Origin of the sequence: Streptomyces sp. CB02959 (genome assembly GCF_002803155.1) — a bacterium.
Taxonomy (GTDB): Bacteria; Actinomycetota; Actinomycetes; order Streptomycetales; family Streptomycetaceae; genus Streptomyces.
In genome coordinates, this window is sequence record NZ_NNBP01000009.1 from 70,591 (window position 1) to 95,745 (window position 25,155).

The following is a 25,155-nucleotide window of genomic DNA, read 5'->3' on the forward strand; positions in this document are numbered from 1 at the left end:
TCACGGCATGACGACGCGCCAAGACGTGTCTGACCATGGCGGCATGACAGCACGCCAGGAAGACAGCCGGCCGGTGGCGGACACCGACGGCCGCGGCACGGGCTCCGCCTCCGCCCGGACAGCCGTGTGCTCTTTTGGCGGCCGACCGTACGGATGGTGGCCCATACGTCCGCCACCGCGCCAGAAACCACTCCCCCGACTGTCGGTGCTGCGCATGGAGGAACGCGCTCCGCCGCTGAGGCCCCAGGCAGTCCGTGCAGCGCCCCCTCGCCGACCACGCATCACACCGACACGATCGCCACGAGGTGCTTTTCCTATGCCCACACACTCCAGACGCGCCCTGCTCGGCGCGGGTATCGCCGCCGCCGGCAGCGGACTGCTGACCACCGGGGCCGCCGCCCTGGACACCAAAAACGGCAGGCATCGCGCCCGCGGCATGACGCACCCGCTTGACCCTCACGACGGCCCCGACGCGCCGGGTTCCAACGGCCCCGATCCCGCGTCCCGCTATGTCTCTCCGGAAGGTCCCGAGGTCGCCAGAACGGAGCGGCACCGGGGGGCGGGCCCCGTACGCCGCTTCACGATGACCGCCGGCGCGGCCAAGTTCGACATCGGCGGCCGGATCGTCGACACCTGGGCATACGACGACCGGCTGCCCGGCAAGGTGATGCGGGTCGACGCGGGCGACAAGGTCGCCATGAGCTTCCACAACCGTCTCCCGCACTCCACCACCATCCACTGGCACGGGGTGCAGATCCGCAACGACATGGACGGTTCGCCCGACATCACCCAGCGCACCGTGAAGGCCGGCCGCTCCTTCGACTACGCCTTCGCGGTCGCCAGGCCCGGCACGTACTGGCTGCACCCGCACGTCGGCGTGCAGCTCGACCGCGGGCTGTACGCCCCGTTGATCGTCGAGGACCCCCGCGAGCCCCTCTCGTACGACCACGAGTGGGTCGTCATGATCGATGACTGGCTCGACGGGGTCGACGGAATGACTCCGGACGCGATGCTGGCCGAGCTGAACAAGAACAAGCCCGGTGGGGCCGGCGGCCACGGCATGCAAAGACACGGCGGCCGGTCGGCGGCCGCCGCGTCCCGGTGGCGCAGACGTGTCAGACACGGGCTGTTCGACGACCCCTCGGACAGCGTGGACCATCCGTTCCACCTGATCAACGGCCGGGCGGCCAGGGACCGGGAGACCTTCCGTGCCAAGCCCGGCGACCGCATCCGGATCCGCCTCATCAACGCGGCCGCCGCCACCGCCTACCGCGTCGCGCTCGGCGGTCACAACATGACCGTGACGCACACCGACGGCTACCCGGTGAAGCACAAGGAGACCGACAGCCTGCTCATCGCGATGGGCGAGCGCTTCGACGTACTGGTCACGGCGAAGGACGGTGTCTTCCCGCTCACCGCGCTCTCCGCGGGCAGCAAGAACCAGACCGCGCAGGCCCTCCTGCGGACCGGTGACGGCGACGCGCCCGACGAGAAGATCCGCCCGACGGAGCTCCGGAGCGGGGGGCTGAGCGCGGACAAGTTCAAGGCCGCGGCATCGGTACGGCTCTCGGACAGGGAGCCGGACCGCACCATCAAGATGGACCTCACCGGCTCCATGGAGGACTGGGACTGGGCGATCAACGGAAGGCCGTACACGGATTCACAGCGGTATGCCGTACACCAAGGGGAGCGGGTACGGATCATCTTCCACAACAAGACCACGATGTGGCACCCGATGCACCTGCACGGACACACCTTCGCGCTCCCCGACGGCGGCCCCCGCAAGGACACCAGCATCGTCCTGCCGGACAAGAAGGTCGCCGTGGACTTCGACGCCGACAACCCCGGCCTGTGGATGCTGCACTGCCACAACGTCTACCACTCGGAGTCGGGGATGATGACCGTCCTGGGCTACAAGACGAAGTGATGACCCCGCCAGTCCCGGCTGACTGGCTCCCGCGCGCCCGGCCCCCGCTACGAACGCGATCCTCGTAGCCACCCGGCCGGTCTCGCCGCGGCCGTCTGCCGCTACCGGCGCTCCATCCGCCTCACCACGCACTACGGCCGCTGGCCGGGCCTCTCCGAGGAGCCCGGCCAGCGGCCTTTCGTTACGACTGCGGGCCGAGCGGACTCCCGCGGCCCGGCCCCGATGAGGCCAAAGGTGTCCCGGCCCCGACTGTGGTGCGGACGCCGGGCTCCAGCGTCACTCGTCGCCCCCGCCTACCGCGCGCACCGGACCTTCCCCACCTTCCCGGCCGTCCGCGCCTTCCTTGCCGCCGTTGTGGTCCCGGCCGCCTCCGTGGCCTTCCCGGCCTTCGTGGCCCTCCTTGCCGCCCTTGCCTTCCTTGCCGCCGTTGCCCTCCCGGCCCTCCGAGCCCCTGCCCTTGTCCTCGTCGTCTCCCCTGCCTTCTCTACCCTCCGAGCCCCGACCCCGGTCTTCGTCCTCTCCCTTGAAGACGAAGGTGTTGTCGCAGCCCACGGACGAGCCCATCCGCGTGCTCTGAGCCCCCGGGGAACCCTCGCCGCCGATCGCGTTGCCCAGAACGCCGTTGAGGATCCCGACCTCGCCGAGGACGTCGACGTTCGCGTCGTGCGACCGGCAGTGGGAGCCCTGCCTGACGTCGATCCCCATGTCGCCCCTCCCGCCGTCTGCATAGGCGGCGCCGGCGCCGAGGAAGCCGAAACCGCCGAGGGCGATGGACACGACAATGGTCTTCTGAAGCTTGTGCATTTCATCTCCGGTGGTCGAATAGCTGCAATCCGTGATATAGCGACTGCGGACAGTTACAAGAGGCTAATACGACGTGCACCGCAAGCATTCGGCGACGCGCCGGATCCCTCGCCGTCGCAATCGACCGGCTGCCCCGACCACGGCCGGCGCAGACACTCCGCCCCAACGGCCCTACCCGACGCTGACGAGAGCCTCAGCTGGGATACGAGGCGGTGGACGAGCCAGTCTCGGGACACCTGGGCGATCAGCGCGCCGGTCTCCATCGGCGGCGTGAGCGAGGCCCGAGGTATCTGGCATGCGGGCAGGATGCTCCCGCTCAGGCGACCCAGTGCGGTCGTCGGGTGCCTGCGGACGGCGGAAGACCGGCGGCGAGCGCGGCGGCCATCCGGTGCACCGCTTCGCGCAGGGTGTCGGCCGGCAGGGTGTAGGGGATGCGGAGGCGTTGTTCGAAGAGTCCGGGGTCGGTGGCGAAGTGGGCGCCGCTCTCGATCCTGACGCCGTAGTCCAGCGCGCGCTCGGCCAGCGCGGAGGCGAGGGGCCCGCCCAGGTCGACCCAGAGCGACAGCCCTCCTGGCGGCAATTCCCAGCTCCAGTGCGGGAGATGCTCGGCGAGGGCGGCGGCCAAGGCAGCGCGCTGTTCGCGCAACTGCGCCAGGCGGGACGGCAGCACGTCCGTTGCCCGCGCCAGGAGAGCGACGGCCAGAAGTTGGTCCAGGACCGAGCCGCCCATGTCGGTGGCGACCCGCTGGGCGGCGAGTTCGGTCACCAGTCGCGCGGGGGCGCGAAGCCAGCCGATGCGCAGACCTCCCCAGTGTGTCTTGCTCATCGAACCGATGGTGATGACTTGACCGGCCCCGCCTGGCGCTGCGTGGGAGGCGAAGGGTGCCGGGGCGGGGACGTCGAGGGCGAGATCGGTCAGGGTTTCGTCGACGACCAGCCAGGTTCCGGAGCGTTGTGCGGCGCGCAGGATCCGGACGCGTTCCTCGTCGGGCATCAGGCAGCCCGTCGGGTTGTGGAAGTCCGTTACCAGATAGGCCAGTTGGGGCACCGCATGGCGCAGGGTGGACTCGACGATCTCCACGTCCCAGCCGGTGTCCGCGACGGGTACCGCCGCGGCGCGGAGCCGGGCCCTGCGCAGGGCGTCCAAGGCGTTCGGATAGGACGGGTTCTCGACCAGGACACGGTCACCGGAGCGGCACAGCAGGCCCATGGTCAGCGTGAGCGCCTGCTGGGCACCGGAGGTCACCAGGATCTGCTCCGGCAGGGTGGCCAGGCCCCGCCGGGTGAAACGCTCGGCGATGGCGGCACGTAGCTGCGGAAGCCCGTAGGGGTGGTACCCCGGGGAGTGCGCGTGCTCGGCCAGTTGGGGCGCGACCTCGCCGAGGGCGTCGGTGAGCGCCCGTTCGGGCAGGCCGGGGGCGGCTCTGGCCAGGTCGATCGCGGTGTCCGGGGCGGCGAGTGCCCGGGTGATGCCGCTGGGCGCACGGTCCTCGGGCAGGGCCGTCCAGGTGCCCGAGCCCTGACGGCTGTGCGCGTAACCGTTCTCGCGCAGCAGGTCGTAGGCGGCGGTGACGGTGGGCCTGCTGGTCTCCAGGGCGGTGGCCAGCGCCCGCTCGGCGGGGAGCCTGACGTGCAGCGCGATCCGCCCGTCCAGGATCAGCCCGCTGAGGGACTGGGCCAGTTGACGGTAGGCGGGGCGGGTACCCGGCGGGATGCCCTGGGGGCCACGCACCCCGCAGGAGCTGACGGCCCGCGCCTTCGTCGTCGCCGAAACGGCCGCCGCACACCGCCCGGACGCGCTGATCGTCGCCTGCAACACCGCCTCCGTACACGCCCTGCCCGCCTTGCGGACCCGCTTCGAGCCGCGACTGCCGGTCATCGGCACGGTCCCGGCGATCAAACCGGCCGCAGCCGGCGGCGGACCGATCGCGGTCTGAGCCACCCCCGCCACCACCGGCAGCCCCTACCAGCGCGGCCTCATCGACGAGTTCGCGCGTGGGGTGAGCGTCACCGAGGTGCCCTGCCCCGGCCTGTCCTCAGCCGTCGAGAGCGGCGACGAGGCCGCCACCATCCGCGCGGTGGCCGACGCGGCGGCCCGCACCCCGGACGACGTACGGGCCGTCGTCCTCGGCTGTACCCACTACGAACTCGTCGCCGACCGCATCCGCGCGGCCGTCCGACGGCGGCCCGGTCTGCCACCTCCGGCACTCCACGGCACCGCCGGCGCGGTCGCCGCCCAGGCACTGCGCCGGATCGGCGCACTCCCCGCACCGCATGCCCCTGCCGAAGGGCCCTTGACCGTGCTCCTGAGCGGGCGCCCGGCGACGCTTCCACCGGCGGCACTGACCTACGAGGAAGGCCGGTTGCTGCAGGGCCTCACCCTTCCGGCGCGGGGAGCTCGTCCATGAACGACAACGCCCCGGCCTCCCACTCCCGCCAGTCCCGCACTCCCGAAGGCTCCGCCGTTCCCCCACCACGCACCCTGCGCCCCGCCCTGCCACCGCTCACCTACGTCCCGCTCGGCCGGCAGCCGTTGAGACGCCTGCCCCAACTGCTCGTCGGCCGCGCCCTGTACGGATTCAGCCTGGCGTTCATGGTCCGGGCCGCGTGGGGCATGAACCCCTGGAGCGTTCTGTACCAGGGACTGGAGCGCCGGACTCCCCTGAGCTTCGGCACGATCAGCGCCCTCCTGGGGGTACTCGTACTCCTGCTGTGGATCCCCCTCAAGCAGAAGCCGACGTTCGGCACCGTCGCCAACATCGTCGTCCTGGCGTACACCTCCGACCTCGGCATCTCGCTCATCCCCCCGCACCCTGGCATCCCGGCCCGGGTCGGTCTCCTCGTCGGAGGCATCCTCCTCAACGGCTTCTCCGTCGCCGTCTACGTCGGCGCGCGCCTGGGCCCGGGCCCCCGCGACGGGCTGATGACCAGCGCATCAGCGTCGACCGGGCGCTCCATCCGCCTCGTCCGTACGCTGATCGAGATCTCGGTGCTGACCGCGGGGTGGCTGCTCGGCGGGAGCGTGGGCGTCGGCACCGTGCTGTACGCGCTCACGGTCGGCTCGATCACTCAGTTCCTCCTGCCGTCGTTCGCCTATCGTGACGGCAGCGCGGACTCCCGCACGCCCCGCCCCCGTCGTCGCCTTCGACGCGCGCCCGGGAACAATCCGTAGAGCCGCCTCGTTGCGCCCAGGACCACAGCTCTTCCGAGTTCCCCGAACCGCGAACCCCGAGGGATTGCCGTGCCCGTAGTCGCACCCACCGCCACCAGCGACCTCACCCTTCCCGGCCTCGCCGCGCAGGCCGAGCGCCTGATCGACCTCGACGTCCACGAGATCGCCGGACTGACCGCCGACGAGCTTCGCGCCTTCGCCGACGAGCACACCGGCGCAGACGGCGCCCTCCTCGCCGTCCACCCGGACCGCGCGCCCGCCTCCGCCCTCGCCCCGCTGCTCCGCCACGCGGACAAGTCCGGCTTCGTCGTCACCGACATGGCCGACGTCGACCGGTTCACCCCACTCGACACCGTCGAACTCCCCAGCTCCCCCCTCTACCTCGTCACCGGCCTCGACCGCGGCGACCACATGGCCAACTGGAGCCCGAACGAGGCGCTGCCCGCCCTCACCGCGGAATCCCGCACGCCGCTGCTGCTCAGCGAGGGCATCCACTGGGTGCTCCAGCAGCCCGCCGCCCTGGAGTCCAACCACTGCTTCATGACCATCGGCTCCCGGCTGCACAAGGCGAACGGCGCCCTGGACGCCCGCACCCCGGCACTCTGGATCAGCAACGGCGTCGGGCGGGACGGTCGCGAGCGGCGCAACGCACCGAAGGTCGGCTGGTGCTGGGCGGGCAACCGGCACACCTGGCTGGGCTTCGCGTCGGCGACGGGCCGCAGGCCCCAGGGGCCGTTGCCGCGGTGAAGTGATCCATCGGACCGCCAAGTGCAGCGTGAGGGGCCGGCAGCCCGGCCCCTCACCGGGCATGGGGCGTTCACGGGCGTGGGGGCGTTCGCCGCGCGGTCATCGGGACAGCGGACGCGGCCCCTCAGAACGTCTTGAGATCCGCGACGCTGCGGACCGGCGTCCCGGTCTTGAGGGCGCGGGCCCGCTCGTACACGGCGACGGCGGCGGCGAGGTCCTGGGTGGCGGCGCCGATCGACTTGAACACGGTGATGTCGTCGACCCGTCGGCGGCCCGGAACCTCCGCCCGCAGCAGCTCGGTCAGGGTGGGGACGGCCGAGACCGCCTGCGCGTCGAGCTCGCGCCAGGCGATGACGTCGCCCGACTCTGCGGCGACGACGTCGGCCCCAACATCGAAGACGACGGCGTCCGCCTGGGTGAAGGTGGGGACGTCGACCTCCCGGCGGGACGGCATCGTCGAGCCGATCGACACGATGTGCTGCCCGGGTCCGATCCACTCACCGCGCAGGGCGACCGGGCCGTCGGCACCGGTGTGGGTCGCCGCGACCACCACGTCCGTCCCGGCAATCGCTGCCTGGGCGGTGTCGACCGGCACCACCTCGATGTCGAGCGCGGCGCCCATCCGTTCGGCGAACGCCTCCCGCCGGAACGGCCGGGGGCTGAACACCTTCGCCCTTTCGATCGAGCGCACGGCGGCCACCGCCGCCAGGTTGGTTTCGGCCTCGACGCCGGCCCCCAGGACCCCGACGGTGGTGGCGTCCTCCCGGGCCAGGTGCCTGGTCGCCACCCCGGAGGTGGCTCCGGTACGCGCGGCCGTCAGGTGGTCGGCGTCGAGCATGGCCAGGACCGCGCCGCTCCCGATGTCGCAGAGGACCACGAGGTAGCGAACGCCCCGCTCGAACGAGCCGTGGAACATCTTGAGGCCGAGCACTCCGGCCTTCGGCATGATGGCCGGCATCACCTTGAAGAACGTGCCCTCGACCGCCAGGTTGGACCGCGGCGGTAACGCCAACTGCGGTCCCGGAGCCTCGCCGAGCGCGGCTTCGACGGCGTCGACGATCGCTGCCATGTCGCAGGACCGGCGCACCTCGTCATCGCTCAGCAGCAGGGTCGTGCCCTCCGACGCCGCGCCGCCACCGCCTGGGGACTGGACCTGATGCAGTTCCATGCTTCTCCTCAAGGGACCCCGAGACCAGGGCGGAGAGGGCGACTTGCGTCCCGGCTCCCCCTCCGTTCTCGGATGGCCCCGGTAAAGGTACGGGTGTTGCTCTGGACACGTCGCGAGCGTAACAGAGTTTGTGACCAGTGGTCACAAATGACGGCGCGACCACCCCCGCTCCCCCGCGCAAGCCTTCACCGCCAACCCGGGCAACGGGGTCTCGTACAGTCCTGACCATGGATGATGCCGCGACAGGCCGAAATCGCCCGGGACGCCCCGCACAGCTCAACCGCGAGCGGATCGTCGACGCCGCGCTCTCGACCGGGAACCTCGACACGCTGACCATGCGGGAGTTGGCCGCTCGCCTGACGGTGTCCCATTCCGCGCTCTACCGCTGGGTCAAGAACCGCGAGCAACTCTTCGACCTCATCAGCGAAGTCATGATCGAGCGCATCCTCCCCGACGACGGCCCCTCCGGGGATGACTGGCGGCCCTGGCTCGCGGACGTCGCCCGGGCCATGCACGACCAGTTCCTCGCCGTGCCCGGCTACGCCACCCGCTCCTCACGACCGCACCGCCACAGCTCGCACTCCTTCGGACGGCTACGGAGCGAGGTCATCGCCGCGTTCACCAACGCCGGGGTCGACCCCGACCTGGCCGAGCAGAGCTGGTACATCTTCATCACCTCGGTCGTCAGCTGGCTGGCCGCCCAGGAGAATCCGCTCGACCTCGGCCACGGCACCCCCCGCTTCGAGCTCTTCCTCGACGTGCTTCTCCGCGGCCTGCCCGCGCGGGAGCCGGGTGCCGAACGATGACCGGCACTGCGACCCGTTCCGTCCCGTCCCGCCCGCCCCTTCACGCTCTTCGGTCCGGCGGTCGGGACGCTGACGCGGGAATTCCCCGCTCCCCCTTTTCGTACGTCACATGATATCGATGTGCTATTGAAAGGGAATTTTCGAACTCCGGCCGGATGGTTGACAGTTCGCCCCCCGGGGTTAATTCCCGAACCCCATTTCCCACTTGTCCCGCCGTAACGCATATGCCAGCTTGAAGAACAGTCAGCCGCATGGATTCGAAGGCAACCATGCCGAACGGCCTGGACAGTCAACCCCACCGGGTGCGCGTTCCCACGCCACTTCCGCATCGGGTGTTTCGCGTTTCGGCCAACCATGCCGGGGATTTCCTTTCCCGGCATGAACGACCAGCGGCATCTTCCGGGAGAGGGCGGGAAACGCGGTGGAGCACCGAAGAAGCACGAGTCGAAGAAGCGCCGCAAGTCGAAGAAGCGCGAGTCGGGGAGACCGGAACGGAAACGTGCCGGTGGGGGCGTGCCGTTCGATCGCCGTGGCAGGCATCCGATGAACCCCGGACGGGGGCGGCCCACGCACCTGGTCCGGGTGGGCCGGCTCAGGATCTCCTCGCTCCTGCCGACCAGGGCCGAGGGAGCGGCGATGCGCCAGGCGCCGCGCAAGGACGTCTTCGCCGGGCTGACCGTCGCGGTCGCCGCCCTGCCGCTGTCCATCGGGTTCGGGGTGGCGTCCGGACTGGGAGCCCGCGCGGGACTGGTCACCGCCGTGGTGGCCGGGTGCCTGGCCGCCGTGTTCGGCGGGGCGCGCCTGCAGATCACCGGACCGAGCGGCGTGCTGGCGGTGGTGCTCGCGCCGATCGCGCAGGCGCACGGAGCGTCCGGGGTGCTCACCACCGGACTGCTCACCGGGACGATGCTCCTCGGTCTCTCGCTGGTACGGGCCAGCCGCTACATGCGTTGTGTGCCCACGCCGGTGGTGAAGGGCTTCATCCTCGGTGCGGCCGTCGTGATCATCGCGCAGCAGGTGCCGCCGGCGTTGGGACGGCACGTTCCGCACGGGGAAGCCGTCGCGGCCAGCGCGGTCGGGGCCGTCAGCGGCTTCTGCACCGATCCGGACTGGCCGGCGCTCTGCATCACCCTGGGGACCCTGGCGGTCAGCCTGCTCGGAGCCCGGCTCCGGCCGGCCCTCCCGTTCCCGCTCCTGGCCGTCGCCGCGGCCACGGTCGTCGCCACGGCGGCGCACCTTCCGCTGGCCCGGATCGGGCATCTGCCCACCGGCCTGCCGGACCCGTCCCCGGGCTTCCTGGCCGCGGGCGAGATCCTCGCGCTGCTGCCCACGGCGGTCACCCTCACGGTTCTGATCGCGTTGGAATCGCTGATGACCGCGGCCGCGGCGGACGCGCTGAGCGGCGGCGAACGGCACGACGGCCAGCGGGTGTTGTTCGGTCAGGGCCTGGCCAATCTGGCGGTTCCGTTCTTCGGTGGGGTGGCCGCCACCGGCACCGTGTGCCGCACCGCCATCAACGTCCGGTCCGGAGCGGTGTCCCGACTGGCCGCACTGACCAACGCCGCCGTCGTGGCCCTCGTCGTCCTCGTCGCCGCCCCGCTGGTGGCCGCGGTGCCGTTGGCGGCGCTGGCCGGCGTCCTCATCGCCACGGCGACCCGCATGATCGACGTCGCCGCGCTGCGTGCCCTCGGCCGGGTCGGGCGCGGCCAGGCCGCGATCGCCGCGCTCACCGGGGCGCTCACACTGGCCGTCGACCTGGTCACGGCGGTGCTCACCGGAACCGCCCTGGCGGTGGTCCTGGCGTTGCGTACGGTGACCGCGACCGCTCGCGTCGAGGAGGTGTGGGTGCCGGTCCAGGGAGATCCGACGACCGGGACGGGACCGTCCCCGGCGGCCTCCCCCGAGGCCCTGATCGTGGTCCACCGCTTCGCCGGGCCCCTGCTGTTCACCACGGCGGACCGCGTGCTGCGGCCGGTGTTCCCGTCGCCGGGCCGGGCGGTGATTCTCGACCTGGAACGGGTCACCGGCCTGGACACCACGGCGATCCTGGCCCTGGCCGAGGTCATCGACCGGCATCTACGGAGGGGCGCCGTGGTCCACCTGTCCGGTGTCTCCGATCCGCACCGCGCCCACCTCGACGCCCTCGGCGTCCTGGCCGCGCTGCCGCCGGGCGCCCTCTTCACGACCGCCGCCGAGGCCGTCGCACACGCCCGGGCCCGGCTGCTTCCGGTCACGTCCACGCCCCGGGAGGCGCCCTCCGCCCCTCCGCAGACCTGAGGTGCGCCCGGCCGACGGCGTCAGTGGCCGAAGGGCGGCTCGAAGCAACCGCTCTCCAGGTAGGGCCCGTTGGTCTGCACTTGGTAGTTGGTCTTCTGCACGAATGCGGTGACACAGGCGTCCGGGTGGACGCGGAGGCCGATCCGGGTACCTTCCGGTGTCACGTAGTGGTCGCCCTCGAAGCGGGGTTCCATGCCCCGTACGGCGAGGTTTCCACCGCTCCGCTCGCCCTTCGGACCGGTCCGCTCCTCCTCGTACCCGAGCCCGACGAGCGCGGCGCGCACGCTCGCGGGGTCCCATTTCCTCTGCTGCCAGAGCCTCTTGAGGACCGGTTCGATGCGGGCGGCCTCAAGCCGCGCGTCCTCCTCGCCGCCGGGGGACATCTCCCGGGGGCGGCGGAAGGCGTTGTTGTCACCGTAGTGCGGGGCGCCGTCGTGGGATCCCGGTTCCACGTAGGGGCCGGTGCCGGACGGAGTGGGAGTGGAAGTGGGAGTGGGCGTCGCAGTGGGGCCGGCGGTGGTGGGGTGTCCGGGGGCGCCGGGTGGGTTCGGGGCGTCGGCGGCGACGTGCTGCCGGCCGCAGGCAGTCAGGGAGAGCGCGGCGCTGAGGAGGAGGGCGCCGGTGACTGTGCTCTTGTGTCTTCGCCTGTGCGGGAACGGGGAGTTGGGCATGTGCGTCACCCTCTCACGGTGCGGATGCGGGGGTGCCCGGCACCGGTGGGCGGTGGCGGGCACCCCCGCATCCGGTGCCGCGCGGCGGACCGCGGTGAGCCGTCCGGCGGAGGGCGGGAGGTCATTCGCCGGGGGCGAGGGTGCGCGCGAGGATGCGTGCCGCTTCCGCGATCAGAGCGTTGTCCACCGGGGCGTCCTTGGTGTCCTTCGACGACAGCACGGCCAGCACGAGCGGCGTCTTCCTGGTGGTCCAGGCGACGCCGATGTCGTTGGCGGCCGCGTAGTCGCCGGTGCCCGTCTTGTCGCCGACGATCCAGCCGTGCGGCAGTCCGGCGCGGAAGCGCTCCGCGCTGGTGGTGTTGCCCTTGAGCCAGTCGACGAGTTGCTCGCGATCGGCGGGGGCCAGCGCCCGGCCCAGCGTCAACTGCCCGTAGCTGGTGCCGATCGCCTCCGGTGTGGTGGTGTCGCGCGGGTCGCCGGGGATGGCGGTGTTGAGTTCGGTCTCCCAGCGGTCGAGTCGGCTGACCGGGTCGCCGATCGACCGGAAGAAGCGCGTGAGGCCGTCGGGGCCGCCGATCTGGCGCAGCAGGAGGTTGGCGGCCGCGTTGTCGCTGTACTGGATCGCGGCCGCGCAGAGGTCCCGGACCGCCATGCCGGTGTCCACGTGCTCCTTGGTCTTCGGGGAGTTCGGGAGGATGTCCGCCGGCGGATAGTGGATCACCTTGTCCAGGGGGGCGCAGCGCGCCTGGTCGCGGAGGACGGCAGCGACCGCGACCGCCTTGAAGGTCGAACACATCGCGAACCGCTCCTGCGCGCGGTAGGCGACGACCTGCCCGGTGCGGACGTTGCGGGCGTAGACGCCCAGGCGTGCCGCGTACCGCTGCTCAAGGTCCCGCAACTCGCCTTCGGCGCCACGCAGTTGGCGAGTGGTGGCCGCCGATGCGGTCGGGGACGCCGCGGCGGTGGCGAGGACGGCGGTGGATGCGGCGAGGCCGGCCTTGAGCAGGCCGCGTCGGGGCAGAGGGGTGGCACTGGTCATGCGCGGAGGTCTCCCGGTTCGTCCGTGGTGAGGTCCTCGAAGCCTCGACCGCGCGGGGCTTCGATGGGAGACAGCGAAGCAGCAGAGCTCCACCCATGTCCAAGAGTGAACATTTAACTCGGCATAACTTATTGATATGAGTACAGGATGGACCTGCTCGCGCACCTTGAGGCGTATGTCGCGGCCGTCGACGAGGCGAGCTTCTCGCGCGCTTCCGAGCGGCTCGGGATCGCCCAACCGCTCCTCAGCCGGCGCATCAAGACGCTGGAGGCACACTTCGACGGCCAGCTCTTCGACCGTTCGCGGCGTCAGGTCGCGACCACCGAGCTGGGTGTTCTGCTGCTGCCGTACGCCCGGGACGTGCTGGACCGGGCCCAGCGGCTGCGGCATGTCGCCCGGTCGGCCCGGCAGTCGGCGGTGCGGGCCGTCGGAGTGCCGGCGGATTGCGGCGCGGCCGCGCTGGCGCGCGTCCTCCGCGCCGGTGCCGAGCACGGCACCACGTTCGGGGTGCGGGAGCTGCCGCCGGAGGAGCGCGCGGCGGGCCTGGCCGATGCCTCGCTGGCGTACGCACTGGTCCGGGTCCCCCCGGAGAACGCCGCGCTGCGGGTACCGCTGGGCTTGGCGACCGCTCCGCCGGACGCACCCGGCGGTGCGCGTCCCGTGTCGTCCGGGGGCCGGCTGCGGACCCGTCGGCGCACGGTCCACCTGGAGGATCTGCGACCGCGGCGCGGGAAGGGCCCGCGGCCCGAGCGAGCGGCCGCGGTGCCGATCCTCACCATGGTGGAGGACCATGTCCCGTACGCGCAGGACCGGCTGCGCCGCGCCGTCGCGCGGGCCGGGCTGCCGGAGGGCACGGTCCGGCCGGCCGGGCCGGTGGCGACCGCACTGGTCGAGACCCTGGCCGGGCAGGCGACGCTGCTGTGCGCCGAGCCGTTCGCCGAGCGGCACGGGGCGAGTTGGGCGCCGCTGAGCGATGCCGCGCTGCACCGCGGGTACGACCCGCGTGCGGCGGACCGCGAACGGGGACCGGCGCAGGTGCCGCACTGGCTGGTCGCGCTGTTGGCCGCCGCGGTCGGTGCCGCCGCGGCCGAGCCGGCAGCGGCGGCGGCCGGGGCAGCGGGCGAGGACGGCGCGTCCCGGTTGGCGGCTCACGGATGAGCGCCGGGCAGGCACCCCGGCCGGTCTGCGTCGCCGACGACGCGGAGCTCTCCGACGTCGCCGAGGCGATCGCCGCGGAGTGGGCGGCCGTCGGCGTCCGCGGCTCGTTCCTGGCCCGGCACATCGACACCGGTGAGCAACTCGGCTTCGACGTCGACGCCTCGGTGCCGCTCGCCTCGGTGGTCAAGGTCCCGCTCGCCCTCGTCGCGCTGGACCGGATCGCGACCGGGGAGCTCGACGCGGCCAGGCCCGTGGTCGTCGACCCCGCGACGAGCAGTGTCGGGCCCACCGGATTGGCGGCGTTCCGGCACCCGGCCACGGTGGCCGTCGGCGACCTGCTCCTGCTGATGCTCTCGGTGAGCGACAACGCCTCCGCCGACACGTTGTTCGACCTGGTCCCGGTGGACAAGGTCGATGCCCGGCTCCGCGCATGGGGGTGCACGGGCCTGCGCGTACGGCATCGGCTGAACCGCATGTACGAGTGCGCCGCCGGTGCCGCGGGCAACGACTTCTCCCTCGCCCTGGAGTTGGCCATCCGCGACGACCACTCGGGCCGGCACACCATCGAGACGCTGGATCCGGCGCATGCCAACGCCGGTACCGCCACCGGTCTGGTCGACCTGCTGCAACGGGTCTGGCGGGACGAGATCGCGCATCCCGGGGCAAGCGCGGAACTGCGCCGTTTGATGGGACGGCAGGTCTTCACCCACCGGCTGGCGAGCGAACTGCGCACGGACACGCTCCGGGTCAGCGGCAAGACGGGCACGTTCCTGCACCTGCGGCACGAGATAGGCGTGGTGGAATCCGAGGTCGGCGACCGGGTGGCGATGGCCGCGCTCACCCGCTCCGACCGCCGGGCCAACCTCGCGCCGGACATCGACCTCGCGATCGGGGCGGGTGCGCGGCGCGCCTTCGAGGCGCTGCGCCGCTGACGGCCTCGGCGTGAGGGGGCTGCGCGTAAGGGTGGTTGAGGGGGGTTCAGGAGTTACTCAGGGGCCCCCGCCGTGGAAGCCTGGGCCGCCGTGGAAGGGAGGACCGCCATGGAAGGGAGGACCGCCGTGGAAGGGAGGACCTCCGTGGAAGGGAGGACCTCCGTGGAAGGGAGGACCTCCGTGGTCACCGTGGCCGCCCGGCCCGTCGTCGCCGTCGTCGCCGCCATGCCCGTCGTGGCCGTCATGCCCGTCGTCCGGGCCGCCGAGCCCCCGCGGGAGGTCGACGGTGTCGCAGTAGATCACCGGGCCGGGGGTGGTGGGTGTGTTGGGTGGGGTGGGGGCGGTTGATCCGTCGGCCGGGATGCCCTCGGTTTCCATGACCAGCAGGCGGAGCGGGGCGCCGCGGCGTTCGGGGGGTATCGGGACCTGGCCGGTGTAGAAGGGCGTTCGGGAGGACTCCGCGTCGATCGAGGTGAGTGCGGTGGCGGTGTCGTCGAGCGTCACCCAGCCGAGGTCCTCGTCGTCGACGGCGCGGTTGCGGCGCTGGAGCGTGGCGGTGATCCGCGGCGGCTGCGAGCCGGTGGGGTCCCAGGAGGGGCCGGTGACGCTGACCGTCAGCGCGTCGCCGAGGGTGACCCGCAGTTCCCGGTCAGGCAGGGTGCGCACCAGGTCGGCGAGGACCACCCGGGAGATCTCGGCTCCGCTGATCGCTTCCGGCTGGAAGCGGACCAGGGCGAGCCGGACGAAGGGCAGGCAGGCGTCCCCGGTGTCCAGGTCCAGGTCGCAGAACCAGCGGCCACCGTCCGCGTCCGCTTCGAACTGCGGGGTGAAGCCCACGACCGTGACCGGAAGCGGTCCGGAGGGCGTGGGGACGGTGAGATTCCCGGACTGCCGCTCCGCGTGGGGGAACGTGGCCGCCGTCGGGGCGACGACGGATGCGGAGCGGTGGATCGGGTCGCGGCCCATCAGGGTGACCCAGGCGTCCCGTGCGGAGGTCGGGTCGCCGCCCGGTGGCTCGCCGAGGACCACGCCGAGCAGTTCGCCGTCACCGGAGGAGAACCAGGGGCGGTCCAGGTACACACGGATTCCGCCGCCGCGTCGGCGGTGGACGAGGGTGTCGGGTGAGCCGTCGACGGGCTCGAAGGCGAGGGTGGGCATGCAGTACAGCAGCCGCGGCGCCGTGGGGGGTGCGCTGCTCGGCACCGAGTGTTCCGCCGGGTCCCCCTCGACGCTCAGCGCGTGCCCGCCGGGCTCGGCGAACTGCGGAGGGAAGCAGTCCCCGAACGCGCCGGCGGCGACGGGGTGGTAGCGCACCGTGCGGTGTTTGGTGTCGCCGAACTCGTGCTTCTGGGGTGCGGGCGGCGACTTGTCCAGGATCTGGGGGTCGGCTTGGATCGTCTTCGCCCTGTCCTCGGCCGCCTTGGTGCTGAAGGTCAGGACGCCGCCGTGCAGGACGGCGGGTTCGGCGCCGGGGACGCCGTCCACGACCGCCCGCGCGGTCAGCAGGCCGAACACCGGGACGGTCATCGGCCGGGTGTCACGGCCGGTGGGTCCGCCGTCCGTCACCTCGGTCCACTCGGCGACCAGGTCGATGCGGCCCGTGGTCCCCACGTCGAGTGCGACGGTACCGGCGAGGTGTTCGGCGGTCGCGCCGGCGGCGCGGCGCGGCGCGTCGGCGGCCAGCTCCAACACCGGTCTCCGGAGCGGCTGTTGGACCGCGTGCACGAGTGTCAGTGTGCGCGGCGGGGTGAACATCCAGTGCCGGCCGGCCGCCGCCAGTGCCATCGCCGCGTCGGCCCGCTGCCGGTCGGCGGTCCGCCCCGCCGCGTCCGCCGGCGTCCCGGCCGTGCCCGGGGCCGCCGGGTCCGTCGGCTCCCGGCACCATGCGGCCACGCCCATGATGTGCTCGTCGAAATCGATCCGGGAGGAGACCCGGACGGTCGCCACGGCGCCCTTCGGCAGCGACACGGTCAGTACCCGGGTCGCCTCGTCGAAGCGGGGCGGTCCGGTGCCTTCGGCCAGCCGCAGCCGGAAGGACCGGGGGCGGTGCCAGACCTCGCCGCCCCAGGGGATCGGGAAGGGCTCGCCGGGGGGCATGCCCGGCAGGTCCAGGAAGACCGCCCCGGTGGCCAACGGGTCCGGCAGATAGGGCAGTTCGATCTGTTCGCCGCTGTGCAGGGCGGTGATCGCCGGGTTCTTGGGGTCCGCCGCCGGTGAGTCGACCGGCTCCAGGTGGACGTTCGGCTGCGACGGGTCGTTGAGCGAACCGCTCTCCCGTACGGCCAGGTCGTAGAGGGTGTTCTGGACGTCGCGGTCGGTGGAGCCGATGGCCGCGTCCAGCCGGCCGTGCCACTCGACGCAGCGCAACGCCGCCTTCGGGGCGACCAGATGGCGTTCGTCGACGCCCTGGTACGGGACGTGTCCGTCCTTCGTGACCAGGGACGAGCGGTTGAAGTCCGCGGCGTACTGCTCCGCCGTGCGGCCCGCCCCGGTGCCGGGGGCGGTGTCGGTGGTGTCGGTGGTGTCGGTGGTGGCGTTGCCGCAGTCGACCGTGAAGCCGCTCTTGCGGCCGAGTTCGGTGAGGGACATGCAGCCGGGGATGCCGTCGGCGTCGCTCCCGGTGAAGCCCTGGTCGCGTTGTTCTTGCGCGTAGGCGGCCCTGGTCCGGTCGCCGAACACGCCGTCCGCGCCTCCGGGGAGGGCGTGGCCGCGGTCGATGAGGGCCTGCTGCACGATGCGGACGTCGTCGTTGGTCTCGCCGAACTGGACGCGGGCGAGGACGACCCGCACCGGAGTGCCCCCGGGGCCCGGCGGAGCGGCCGCCGGCGGCCCGGCCCCCGGGCTGCTGCGGATGACCAGCCGGAAGGCCGAGGCGCCTTCGCCGAACGGCAGTCTGGGGGCCACCGCGGGTGCCGGGACGGCCTCGAACCTGCGGAAGGTCAGCAACCCGGCACCGGGCAGCGCCAGACCGTCCCCCTTCATCAGGTCGTCGGCCTCCGGGAGGTCGGGGCCGTTGCCCGCCAGGTCGACGGTGCGCAGGCGCACCCGGTACGCGTGGCCGAACCGCAGCCGGGGCAGCGAGCCGGGTCGGGCGGTGGCCGTGATCTCCAGGGGCAGTGCCGTCTTCGCGTCGTTGCTGATCGCCACCGGAGCGTTGGGAGGCCGGTCGTCCTCGACGGATCCCTCGTCGGTGTCGAGCACCAGGCCCGGGCGGTGCGCGGACAGCGACCATCCTTCCCAGGTGACCAGTTGCTCGGGTACGGCGAGGTGGCGGTCGTTGGCCTCGGGCGGTGGTGAGACCAGGTTGACCTGGAAGAAGCCCTCGTCGGAGGCGGTGAGCAGGAGCGGTCCGCCCTGCGGCTGCCGGTATTCCACCTCGCGCTCGTGCAGGGAGAACCAGTGGCCCAGCTGCTCGTCCCAGATGTCCAGCCGGTGGCCGCGGATCAGGTCCTCGGCGAACAGCTCGGGGGCGTCCGGGGGTTGTGCGTCGGACGGGGCGGCTCCCGGAGGTGCGGATTCCGGCTCCGGGACGGTCGCGCCGTCCAGCGCCAGTACCCGGGTCAGGGCCGTGTGGTGCTCCGCGGCCTGTCCGAACTCCGCCTTGAGGCCGTCCAGGCGCTTGTCCTTGACGAGCGAGATGCCATGGGTCCGGACGGTGGAGAGCCCCCGGGCGTCCGGCGGGAGGGACAGCAGCTTCAGGGCTGCACCGTCGATGTCGGCCTGTTCGACGGAGAACGTCGCCTCCGGCAGCGCCTCCACACCGCGGGACGGCGGCGTAAGCGGGTCGGCGGCCGTCCGGGACCGGGCGCCGGGGACGAAGACGTGCCGGCCCGGGAGGAAGTCCAGGAGGAAGACGTACCGGGTGCGCAGGGGCGCGTCGTGCGAGTCCGGCCCCAGTGCGGACGTCCAGTGGGGGGTGACGGTCAGGAACCGCTCGCCCGAGGAGACGGGGAGCCGGTCGGCCGGCAGGAGGAAGTCCAGGACCAGGCCGAGGCGCCGGAGCAGCGCGGGGTGGTCGCCGAGCGAGGTGAGCATCTGGTGGAAGTCCACCCGCGGCAGGCTCGGTCGCGGCGGCGGTACGTGTCGGCCGCCGTGCAACGTGGGCGTGCTGCGGGTCGAGTGGAACGTGCGCAGGTCGGTGAGTGCCTGGCGCAGTTCGGCGTCGGGCCCGGTGGCGCCGCCGGCCGCCGCGGTCGCGTCGTCGGCGTCCGCGGGTGCGGTGCCCATCGGGCCGAGCACGTCGCCGGTCGGGGGCGGTGTCTCGGGCGACGAGGTGGCCGTTCCGACGTAGGCGTTCCGGGTGACGGTCCGGACGTCCTTGGCCGAGTAGGTGCGGTACTCCCGCTGGGCCGGGTTGTCGAAGACGAAGGGCTGCACGGGCGTGCGGGCGTCGAAGAGGCTCGTCCACAGGTGCGTGTCGGGGCCCGGGCCTTGCAGCGTCAGCGGCCCGGCGACGGACGAGGACGCGGCGGGCGTGCCGTCCCCGGTGGCGAAGTCGAACGTGGCCGCCCTGACCTTGTCCGGCCAGGTGAGGAAGTCGGGGAAGTGCTCCAGCGTGGTCTCGTCCGCCTGGCCGGGGGTGTCCAGTCGGGGTGCGATGAACACCGACACCCGGGCCTGGGTGCCGTCGTCGGAGAGCCCGGCGGGCAGAACGGTCCAGGTGAGGTGCTGTTCAGCTGCCATGGTCGGCTCCCGCGGGGATCGGGGCGAACGCCTCGCAGTAGACCTGCCAGTCGCCGCGCGGGACGCAGGCGGCGAAGGTCGGGTCGCCCGGCGCGCCGGAGAAGCTCCGCTCCAGGGTCAGTTCGACGGACTTACTGAAGAAGGCGATCCGCACGCTGACCGTGAGGGTGCCGCGGCCGCGGACCACCGACTCGTGGCCGTGCTTCTCGTAGGCGAGCTCCAGGTAGAACTCCACGCACACCGTGACGATGCCCAGTACGGACAGGTGTCCGTTGCAGCGCAGGTATCCGGCCAGGGAGACGTCGGCCTTGTCGAAGACGAAGCGGATGCCCGCCATGACCGACACCCCGCCGCTCGCGACCCCGAGGTCCAGTGCGGCGCTGCCGCCGAACTCTATGGCGCCCTCGACCTCCTCCACGCCGTGGGCGTCGACGAGGAGGGAGAAGTAGCCGCCGCCCGCGAACAGGGAGACGCTGACGTCGAAGGGGTGCTCCCGCTCGGAGACCGAGAAGCGGAACGAGACCGGCCTGTTGTCGAAGGGGATCGCCAGCTCGGCCGAGAGCGCCACGTTGGACAGGGTGAACACGCCCAGGCCGATGGCGGGGAGCGCGAGCTGGTAGCCCGCGGATATACCGCTGGGCTGGACGTCCACGAAGGCGCCGGGGCCGAAGACGTCGGCGGGCAGGGCACTGCGGAGGGTGTTGATGAACTCCAGGTCGTTGCTGAACTTCAGTTCCACACCGCCGGCCGACACCTCGGGCTTCCGGCCCGCTCCGGTCTTGAAGTGCACCTCCGCGAAGTCCACCTGGGCGATTCCGGCGAAGTCCAGCGTGAAGTTGCTCAGGGTGCCCTCGACGGTGGCCTGGGAGACGGCGTCCTTGGAGCGGACGGTGCGGGCGTCCAGGACCAACGAGGCGTGGCGCACGTCGATGAGGTCCGCCGGGTCCTTCTCCCCGTTCTTCATCGGCTGCGCCAAGGAGGGCTTCCACACGTACCGCAGTTCCTTGCCCTGGCCGTCCGCCAGGTCGCGGATGCGCAGCACGGGTGCCGGCAGCAGGCCCTGCGGGGAGCGCAGGATGGCGTCGATCTGGTCGTCGCCGAGCTGCCGCAGGGTGTCGAGGTTGCCCTTGGTGAGGGAGTTCAGGAACCTGCCGAGGTCGATGAAGCCGAGCAGCTTGGCGCCGGCGAAGGCCGCTTTGATGTCGCTGAGCGGAGCCGCGTCGACGATCTCGCCGGTGGCGGGGTCGGTCTTGAAGACGTCCGGTACGACGCCGGCCCGGCTGGTGATCGTCTTCACCGCGGCGTTGGGACTGGCGAGCCCCCCGGCCTGCTCCGCTCCGAAGGCGAGCGGGACCGCGTCGACCAGGTCCAGGTACCCGCCGGCCGGATGCTTCTCCATCGTCTGCCGGAGGTAGGTGTCGTTGAACTGGACCGGAAGGTCTCCGCCGTGCGGGGTGAACTGCTCGACGGCGGGGACCCGTACGGTCGCGGCGGCCACCCGCGGCAGCCCCACCGCGGGGCCTCCCCCGGGGCCGAGGGTGCCGAGCCCGAAGGTCAGGGTGCCGACCGCGTGGCTGGTGCTGCCGGGGGCGTCGTCCGGCGGCTGTGCCATGGCCATCACCTGGCCGCCCATCGACCGGGTCGTGCGGCGTATCCGGAGCTGTTCCTTCGCCGGATCGGTGCTGGGGGCGAACAGCGGCGCCAGCCGTTCCTGCGCGTTCTCCAGTCCGTTGGGCACGAACACCAGCGGCATGGTGAAGCTGATCTTCCGCCCTTCGGTGTCCGTGCCGATCAGGGTGAAGTCGAAGTCTTCGCCGGAACCGCGGAGCCGCACCCAGAACGGATCGGACGGCTGGGCGTTGGGCCGGGGCTGCGGGCCGTGCTGCTGGATCGGCGGAAGGTGCGGTTCGATCAGCGGGGTGATGCGGTCGGTGATGCGCAGCGCGCGGAAGGGCATTTCGCGTCCCGCGTGCGTGTAGCCGGAGCTCGCCCCGTACTGGACCTCCGGCTCCTTGATGACGATGTACTCCTCCAGTTGGAGGTAGGCGACGATGCCGTCGTCCGGGCGCGCCACGAACACCCGCCGGGCCTCGCGCACGTCGAGGGCCTCGTGGCCGGTGGACAGCCGGCCGCGGATCACGACGCGGAGGAACTGGTCCCGCCCCAGGCCCGTGATGTGGTCGTACGCCGCCAGGTCCGGGAAGTGCCGCCCGATCTGCTCGTACCGCGGCTGGTCGGCCGGCGGGGGCGCCTCCCAGGCTCCGTGCAGGTGGGCCGAGGCGCCCTGCGGTGTGACGATGAACTGCTCGGCGTGCAGGGGCGAGGTGGGGACTTCGAGGGGCACGTCGCCGGCCGGGACGGGCAGTTCGACCCGGCTGGTGAGGGTGACGAGGTCCGCGAGGTTCTCGTCCCTGAGCGGGCTGAGTTCGAAGAGCGGGCCCCGGCCCGCGACCGTCGCGAAGGCCCGCAGCAGGACGTCGCCGTCCCGTGCGCCGTGCAGCCGGGCGTGCCACAACGCCGTTCGGCCGTCGCCCTGTTGGGGCGGCGGTGGGGTCGCCCAGTCCACCGGCTCGTCGTAGGTGATCAGCAGCCGGGCGGGGAACTCGATGACGCTTCGGGGGATGCCCTGGAACACCGTCGTTCCCGCCGTGTCCGGGCTCTGCGGGCCCACCGGCACCGTCATCGGCACCAGGCGCGCCCAGTCGAGCAGCGATTCCAGTGTCAGGTCCAGGCCGTCCACGTTGGCCGGTACCGAGAAGGCCAGGCTGGTCGGGTCGGCGGTGAAGGCCCGCATGGGGCCGAGTGCGGGGGTGGTGGTGCCGATCGTCGGGGGCACTTCCTCCCGCACGTGCTGCGGCGGTAGCCCGACGAGGACCAGCGCGGGGGCCGCGGGGTCCCGCCGTACCAGGCGGCGGCCGTCGAAGCGCAGGTTGACCAGGCCGAGGTCGACGACGAGCATGTCCGCCGGCCGCACCACCCGGAACGGCCCCTCCGCGCTGTCCTCCTCGTGCGGTCCGGTGTCCGGGGGCTGGTCGGGGTCGGGATGCGGGCCGGGGTGCGGCCCCGGGTGCGGGCCGTGCGGCGGACCGCCGAAGCCCCCGCCGAACCCGCCCCCGAAACCGCCGCCGGGGCCCCCGTGCCCACCACCGTGACCGTGCTGGGCCTCGGCGGGAGCGCCACGCAGCTCTCCCCAGAGCCTCGGGGCGACCGTACGGGCGGGGTGGAATGACATGGGAACGTCTCATCGCGAGGTCATGGGAGCGGCGGCGGAGTGCGCCGGCTTCGCTCACTTCTCTTCCATGCTCACTCCGGCCGCGGATCCCCGCCACTGGGCCGCGGGACGACGGCGGTCAGGGAATGCCGAGGAACGTCAGCAGGGTCCGGCGCACCATGAACGACATCGCGTTGTGCCGGTCGTTGAGGTTCGCCAAGTTCTGCCAGACGACGAGGAACTGCTGGCCGCTGTCGTCGTGGGAGAGGACCGTCGCCTCGGAGGCGACGTCGCCTCCCGCCGTGAGATTGCCCAGTCCGATCTTGCAGTGGGTGATCGTGAAGCCGGCGCCGAGGCCGTTGACGCCGGGACGCGCTCCGACCGTCAGGAAGGACGGGTCGCCGTTGGCCTGGGCATCGGAGAGCAGGCCCCGCATGTCCGCCACGATGCCGTCGGTGCTGCGCCCGTCGAGCGTCGTCCCTTCGATGAGCAGCGCGAGGAACCGCGCCATGTCGATCGTCGTGGTCGCCTGCGCCGAGGGGCCGTCGTTCACGGAGGGCACCCGCACCGCGGGAAAGGCGCCGGTGAACGTCCCGCCCAGCCAGATGCCCTGTTGGCCGGTCGGGTCGAAGAGGCCGGCCTTGGCCAGGAGGCCGTTGATCCAGCTGTAGCCGAGCGCCTGGATCGTGGCGGAGGCCTGTTGGTTGTTGCTCGGTACGACCATGCCCCGCAGGTTCGTCGTGAAGGTGGCATCGAACGACATCAGGCAGCCGCCGCTGGCGAGCCCCTGCGGTGGCGCGAAGACCGTGGGGTATTTGGGCACCCGCATGGGCTCGGTGATCCCCGGCTCGCTCTGGAACCGCGGCGCGGCAGCCTGGATATCGGTGTTGAAGGCGGTCTTGAGATCGCCGAACACCGTGCTGTCGCCGCAGTCGCCTTCGGTGACCGCGAAATCGGCGGCGCTCTGCCGTAGTTCGAAGGCCGCGATCATGGCCGCCATCTTCAGCAGGCTGCCGGAGAAGTGCATCTCGGTGTCACGGAAGCCGGCGTAGGCGAAGGTCGGCGAGGTGCTGGTCGGATTCTGCACCGCTGCCACCGAGATGGGGCACTTCTGGTGCACCCCCAGCGTCGGGAACGTGGTCGCCGTCAGCGCCTGGGCGCTGGTCAGCGCCAGGGCCATCTGGGGATCGGGGCTCAGCAGATCCGGAAAACGATTGGGGAAGAGCATCACGGCCTCCTCGTCATCCGCCCATGTCACAAGCCTAGTGACCGCTTGGAGGAACGCGAGTTGTCGCGTGGAGGACGGCGGCGACCGCCCGGGACTCTCCCGGAGTCGGCGTCAGCGGGACGGGACCCTTGTCGCGGCCGGCGTCGGCGCAGCGGGCCCGGCCCGGTCGACCGGGGTCAGCTGCGGGCCCCGGCCTGGTGCTGCCTCGCCTGCACCAGGCCGGTGACGAGGTCCGCCCGCTCGGTCATGGCGTCGACCACCAGGTACTCGTGGTCGGCGTGCGCGCCGCCCCCGACCGCGCCGAGGCCGTCGAGCGTGGGCACCCCCAGGGCGGCCGTGAAGTTGCCGTCGCTTCCGCCGCCGACCGCCGTGCCTTCGAGGCCGGGCAGCAACGCCCGTGCCACCGCGAAGAGTTCGGTCGACGCCGACTCGGGCATCGGGGGGCGGCCGATGCCGCCTCGGACCGTGATCTCCGCCCCGTCCACATGCGGAGCCAGTGCCGCGAACGCGGACTCGACGCGGTCCTTCTCGCCGGCCGACTCGACCCGGACGTCGACGACTACGGTCGCCGCCGCGGGAACGACGTTGTCCAGGGTGCCCGCTGACGCGACGGTCGGGGTCACGGTCGTGCCGATGTCGGGGCGGCCGAGCGCGGCGATGTCCAGTACCTGGTGTGCCGCCTCGACCAGGGCGTTGATGCCGGCGGCGGGCTCCAGACCGGCGTGCGACGCCCGGCCCGCGATGGAGACGTGGAACGTGCCGCAGCCCTTGCGGCCGGTCTTCAGGGCGCCGCCGTCCGCGGCGCCCTCGAACACGAGCACCGCGCCGCACGCCAGGGCCCGTTCCTCGATGAGGGCGCGCGAGGAGTGGGAGCCGACCTCCTCGTCGGCGGTCACCAGGATCTCGACGCCCGACCGGTCGTCGAGCGCGGCCAGGCCGTGGATGGCCTGCACCAGTCCGCCGAGCATGTCGAAGACCCCGGGGCCGGTCGCCCGACCGTCCCGGACCGTGAACGGGCGGCGCGCCAGGGTGCCGAGCGGGAACACCGTGTCGTGATGGCCGAGGATCAGAACGGCGGGCTCCCCGCCGCCCGTCCAGTGGACGTGCGGGCCGGCTGCGCTCTCGACGAGGTCGGCGCGTCCGCCGAGGCGGCGCTCGATGACGGCGGCGACCGCTTCGGCCGATGCCTTCAAGGCGTCGACATCACGCGAGGGGGACTCGATGTCGACGAGCGTCCTGAGGTCGTCGAGCATCGCGTCGACACGCACCGGGGTGGACTTGCGCAGCGTCATGGCGCAAGGGTAGCCGCCACGCCGCGGCGGATCTCCGGGC

General features: G+C 72.3%; 16 protein-coding genes and 1 pseudogene. 8 read left to right on the top strand and 9 right to left on the bottom strand.

Translation table 11 applies throughout. The features are described 5' to 3' along the window. Nucleotides 1–316: 316 nt before the first annotated feature. On the top strand, nucleotides 317–1,927 hold the full coding sequence (locus tag CG747_RS16460; protein ID WP_100602484.1) for a multicopper oxidase family protein: 1,611 nt from the start codon (nucleotides 317–319) through the stop codon (nucleotides 1,925–1,927). A 276-nt stretch (nucleotides 1,928–2,203) separates the two neighbouring features. On the opposite strand, the gene CG747_RS16465 is transcribed toward CG747_RS16460, so the two are convergent. Next, nucleotides 2,204–2,731: a hypothetical protein gene (locus tag CG747_RS16465; protein WP_100602485.1), complete on the bottom strand. Its 528-nt coding sequence runs from the start codon at nucleotides 2,729–2,731 to the stop codon at nucleotides 2,204–2,206. A gap of 316 nt (nucleotides 2,732–3,047) precedes the next feature. Next, on the bottom strand, nucleotides 3,048–4,463 hold the full coding sequence (locus CG747_RS16470; protein WP_100602486.1) for a PLP-dependent aminotransferase family protein: 1,416 nt from the start codon (nucleotides 4,461–4,463) through the stop codon (nucleotides 3,048–3,050). Between CG747_RS16470 and CG747_RS49475 the strand changes: the two are divergent. The 3 genes and pseudogenes from CG747_RS49475 to CG747_RS16485 form a co-directional block, all read left to right on the top strand. Continuing rightward, a pseudogene (locus tag CG747_RS49475) lies at nucleotides 4,435–5,139 on the top strand (glutamate racemase); the annotation flags it as partial. The gene CG747_RS16470 and the pseudogene CG747_RS49475 sit on opposite strands and share 29 nt — an antisense overlap. Beyond that, a complete protein-coding gene (locus tag CG747_RS16480) occupies nucleotides 5,136–5,903 on the top strand; it encodes a YitT family protein (RefSeq protein WP_257980459.1) in 768 nt (255 codons plus the stop codon). The pseudogene CG747_RS49475 and the gene CG747_RS16480, both read left to right, overlap by 4 nt. A gap of 69 nt (nucleotides 5,904–5,972) precedes the next feature. Next, a complete protein-coding gene (locus CG747_RS16485; protein WP_100602487.1) occupies nucleotides 5,973–6,650 on the top strand; it encodes a DUF5701 family protein in 678 nt (225 codons plus the stop codon). A 124-nt stretch (nucleotides 6,651–6,774) separates the two neighbouring features. Here CG747_RS16485 and CG747_RS16490 read toward each other — a convergent pair whose 3' ends face one another. Then, nucleotides 6,775–7,818, bottom strand: a complete 1,044-nt coding sequence (locus CG747_RS16490) for an ornithine cyclodeaminase family protein (protein WP_100602488.1) — start codon at nucleotides 7,816–7,818, stop codon at nucleotides 6,775–6,777. A gap of 227 nt (nucleotides 7,819–8,045) precedes the next feature. On the opposite strand from CG747_RS16490, the gene CG747_RS16495 reads away from it, so the two are divergent. Then, the gene (locus CG747_RS16495; RefSeq protein ID WP_100602489.1) at nucleotides 8,046–8,624 is read left to right on the top strand and encodes a TetR/AcrR family transcriptional regulator; all 579 of its coding nucleotides are present in this window, start codon (nucleotides 8,046–8,048) and stop codon (nucleotides 8,622–8,624) included. Between the two features lie 636 nt (nucleotides 8,625–9,260). After that, nucleotides 9,261–10,901: a SulP family inorganic anion transporter gene (locus CG747_RS16500; protein ID WP_257980460.1), complete on the top strand. Its 1,641-nt coding sequence runs from the start codon at nucleotides 9,261–9,263 to the stop codon at nucleotides 10,899–10,901. Nucleotides 10,902–10,921: 20 nt separating this feature from the next. Here the strand turns inward: CG747_RS16500 and CG747_RS48045 are convergent, their stop codons facing one another. Both CG747_RS48045 and bla read right to left on the bottom strand, forming a co-directional pair. Continuing rightward, nucleotides 10,922–11,572, bottom strand: a complete 651-nt coding sequence (locus CG747_RS48045) for a hypothetical protein (protein WP_180985572.1) — start codon at nucleotides 11,570–11,572, stop codon at nucleotides 10,922–10,924. A gap of 121 nt (nucleotides 11,573–11,693) precedes the next feature. After that, nucleotides 11,694–12,611: a class A beta-lactamase gene (gene bla / locus CG747_RS16510; protein ID WP_100602491.1), complete on the bottom strand. Its 918-nt coding sequence runs from the start codon at nucleotides 12,609–12,611 to the stop codon at nucleotides 11,694–11,696. A gap of 147 nt (nucleotides 12,612–12,758) precedes the next feature. Here bla and CG747_RS16515 point away from each other — a divergent pair, with 147 nt between their 5' ends. Beyond that, a complete protein-coding gene (locus CG747_RS16515; protein ID WP_100602492.1) occupies nucleotides 12,759–13,769 on the top strand; it encodes a LysR family transcriptional regulator in 1,011 nt (336 codons plus the stop codon). Then, nucleotides 13,766–14,701, top strand: a complete 936-nt coding sequence (locus tag CG747_RS16520; protein ID WP_100602493.1) for a serine hydrolase — start codon at nucleotides 13,766–13,768, stop codon at nucleotides 14,699–14,701. The genes CG747_RS16515 and CG747_RS16520 overlap by 4 nt, the downstream gene beginning before the upstream one ends. 57 nt (nucleotides 14,702–14,758) lie before the next feature. Here the strand turns inward: CG747_RS16520 and CG747_RS16525 are convergent, their stop codons facing one another. The 4 genes from CG747_RS16525 to CG747_RS16545 form a co-directional block, all read right to left on the bottom strand. Further along, nucleotides 14,759–19,384 (bottom strand): peptidoglycan-binding protein, encoded by a 4,626-nt coding sequence (locus CG747_RS16525; protein WP_100602494.1) that lies wholly within the window; start codon nucleotides 19,382–19,384, stop codon nucleotides 14,759–14,761. After that, nucleotides 19,374–22,616, bottom strand: coding sequence for a hypothetical protein (locus tag CG747_RS16530; RefSeq protein WP_146022094.1), 3,243 nt, complete (start codon nucleotides 22,614–22,616; stop codon nucleotides 19,374–19,376). The genes CG747_RS16525 and CG747_RS16530 overlap by 11 nt, the downstream gene beginning before the upstream one ends. 118 nt (nucleotides 22,617–22,734) lie before the next feature. Then, entirely contained in the window at nucleotides 22,735–23,823 is a 1,089-nt protein-coding gene (locus CG747_RS16540; RefSeq protein WP_100602497.1) for a hypothetical protein, read from the bottom strand. Nucleotides 23,824–23,999: 176 nt separating this feature from the next. Beyond that, on the bottom strand, nucleotides 24,000–25,115 hold the full coding sequence (locus tag CG747_RS16545; protein ID WP_100602498.1) for a M20 family metallopeptidase: 1,116 nt from the start codon (nucleotides 25,113–25,115) through the stop codon (nucleotides 24,000–24,002). Between the last annotated feature and the right edge of the window lie 40 nt (nucleotides 25,116–25,155).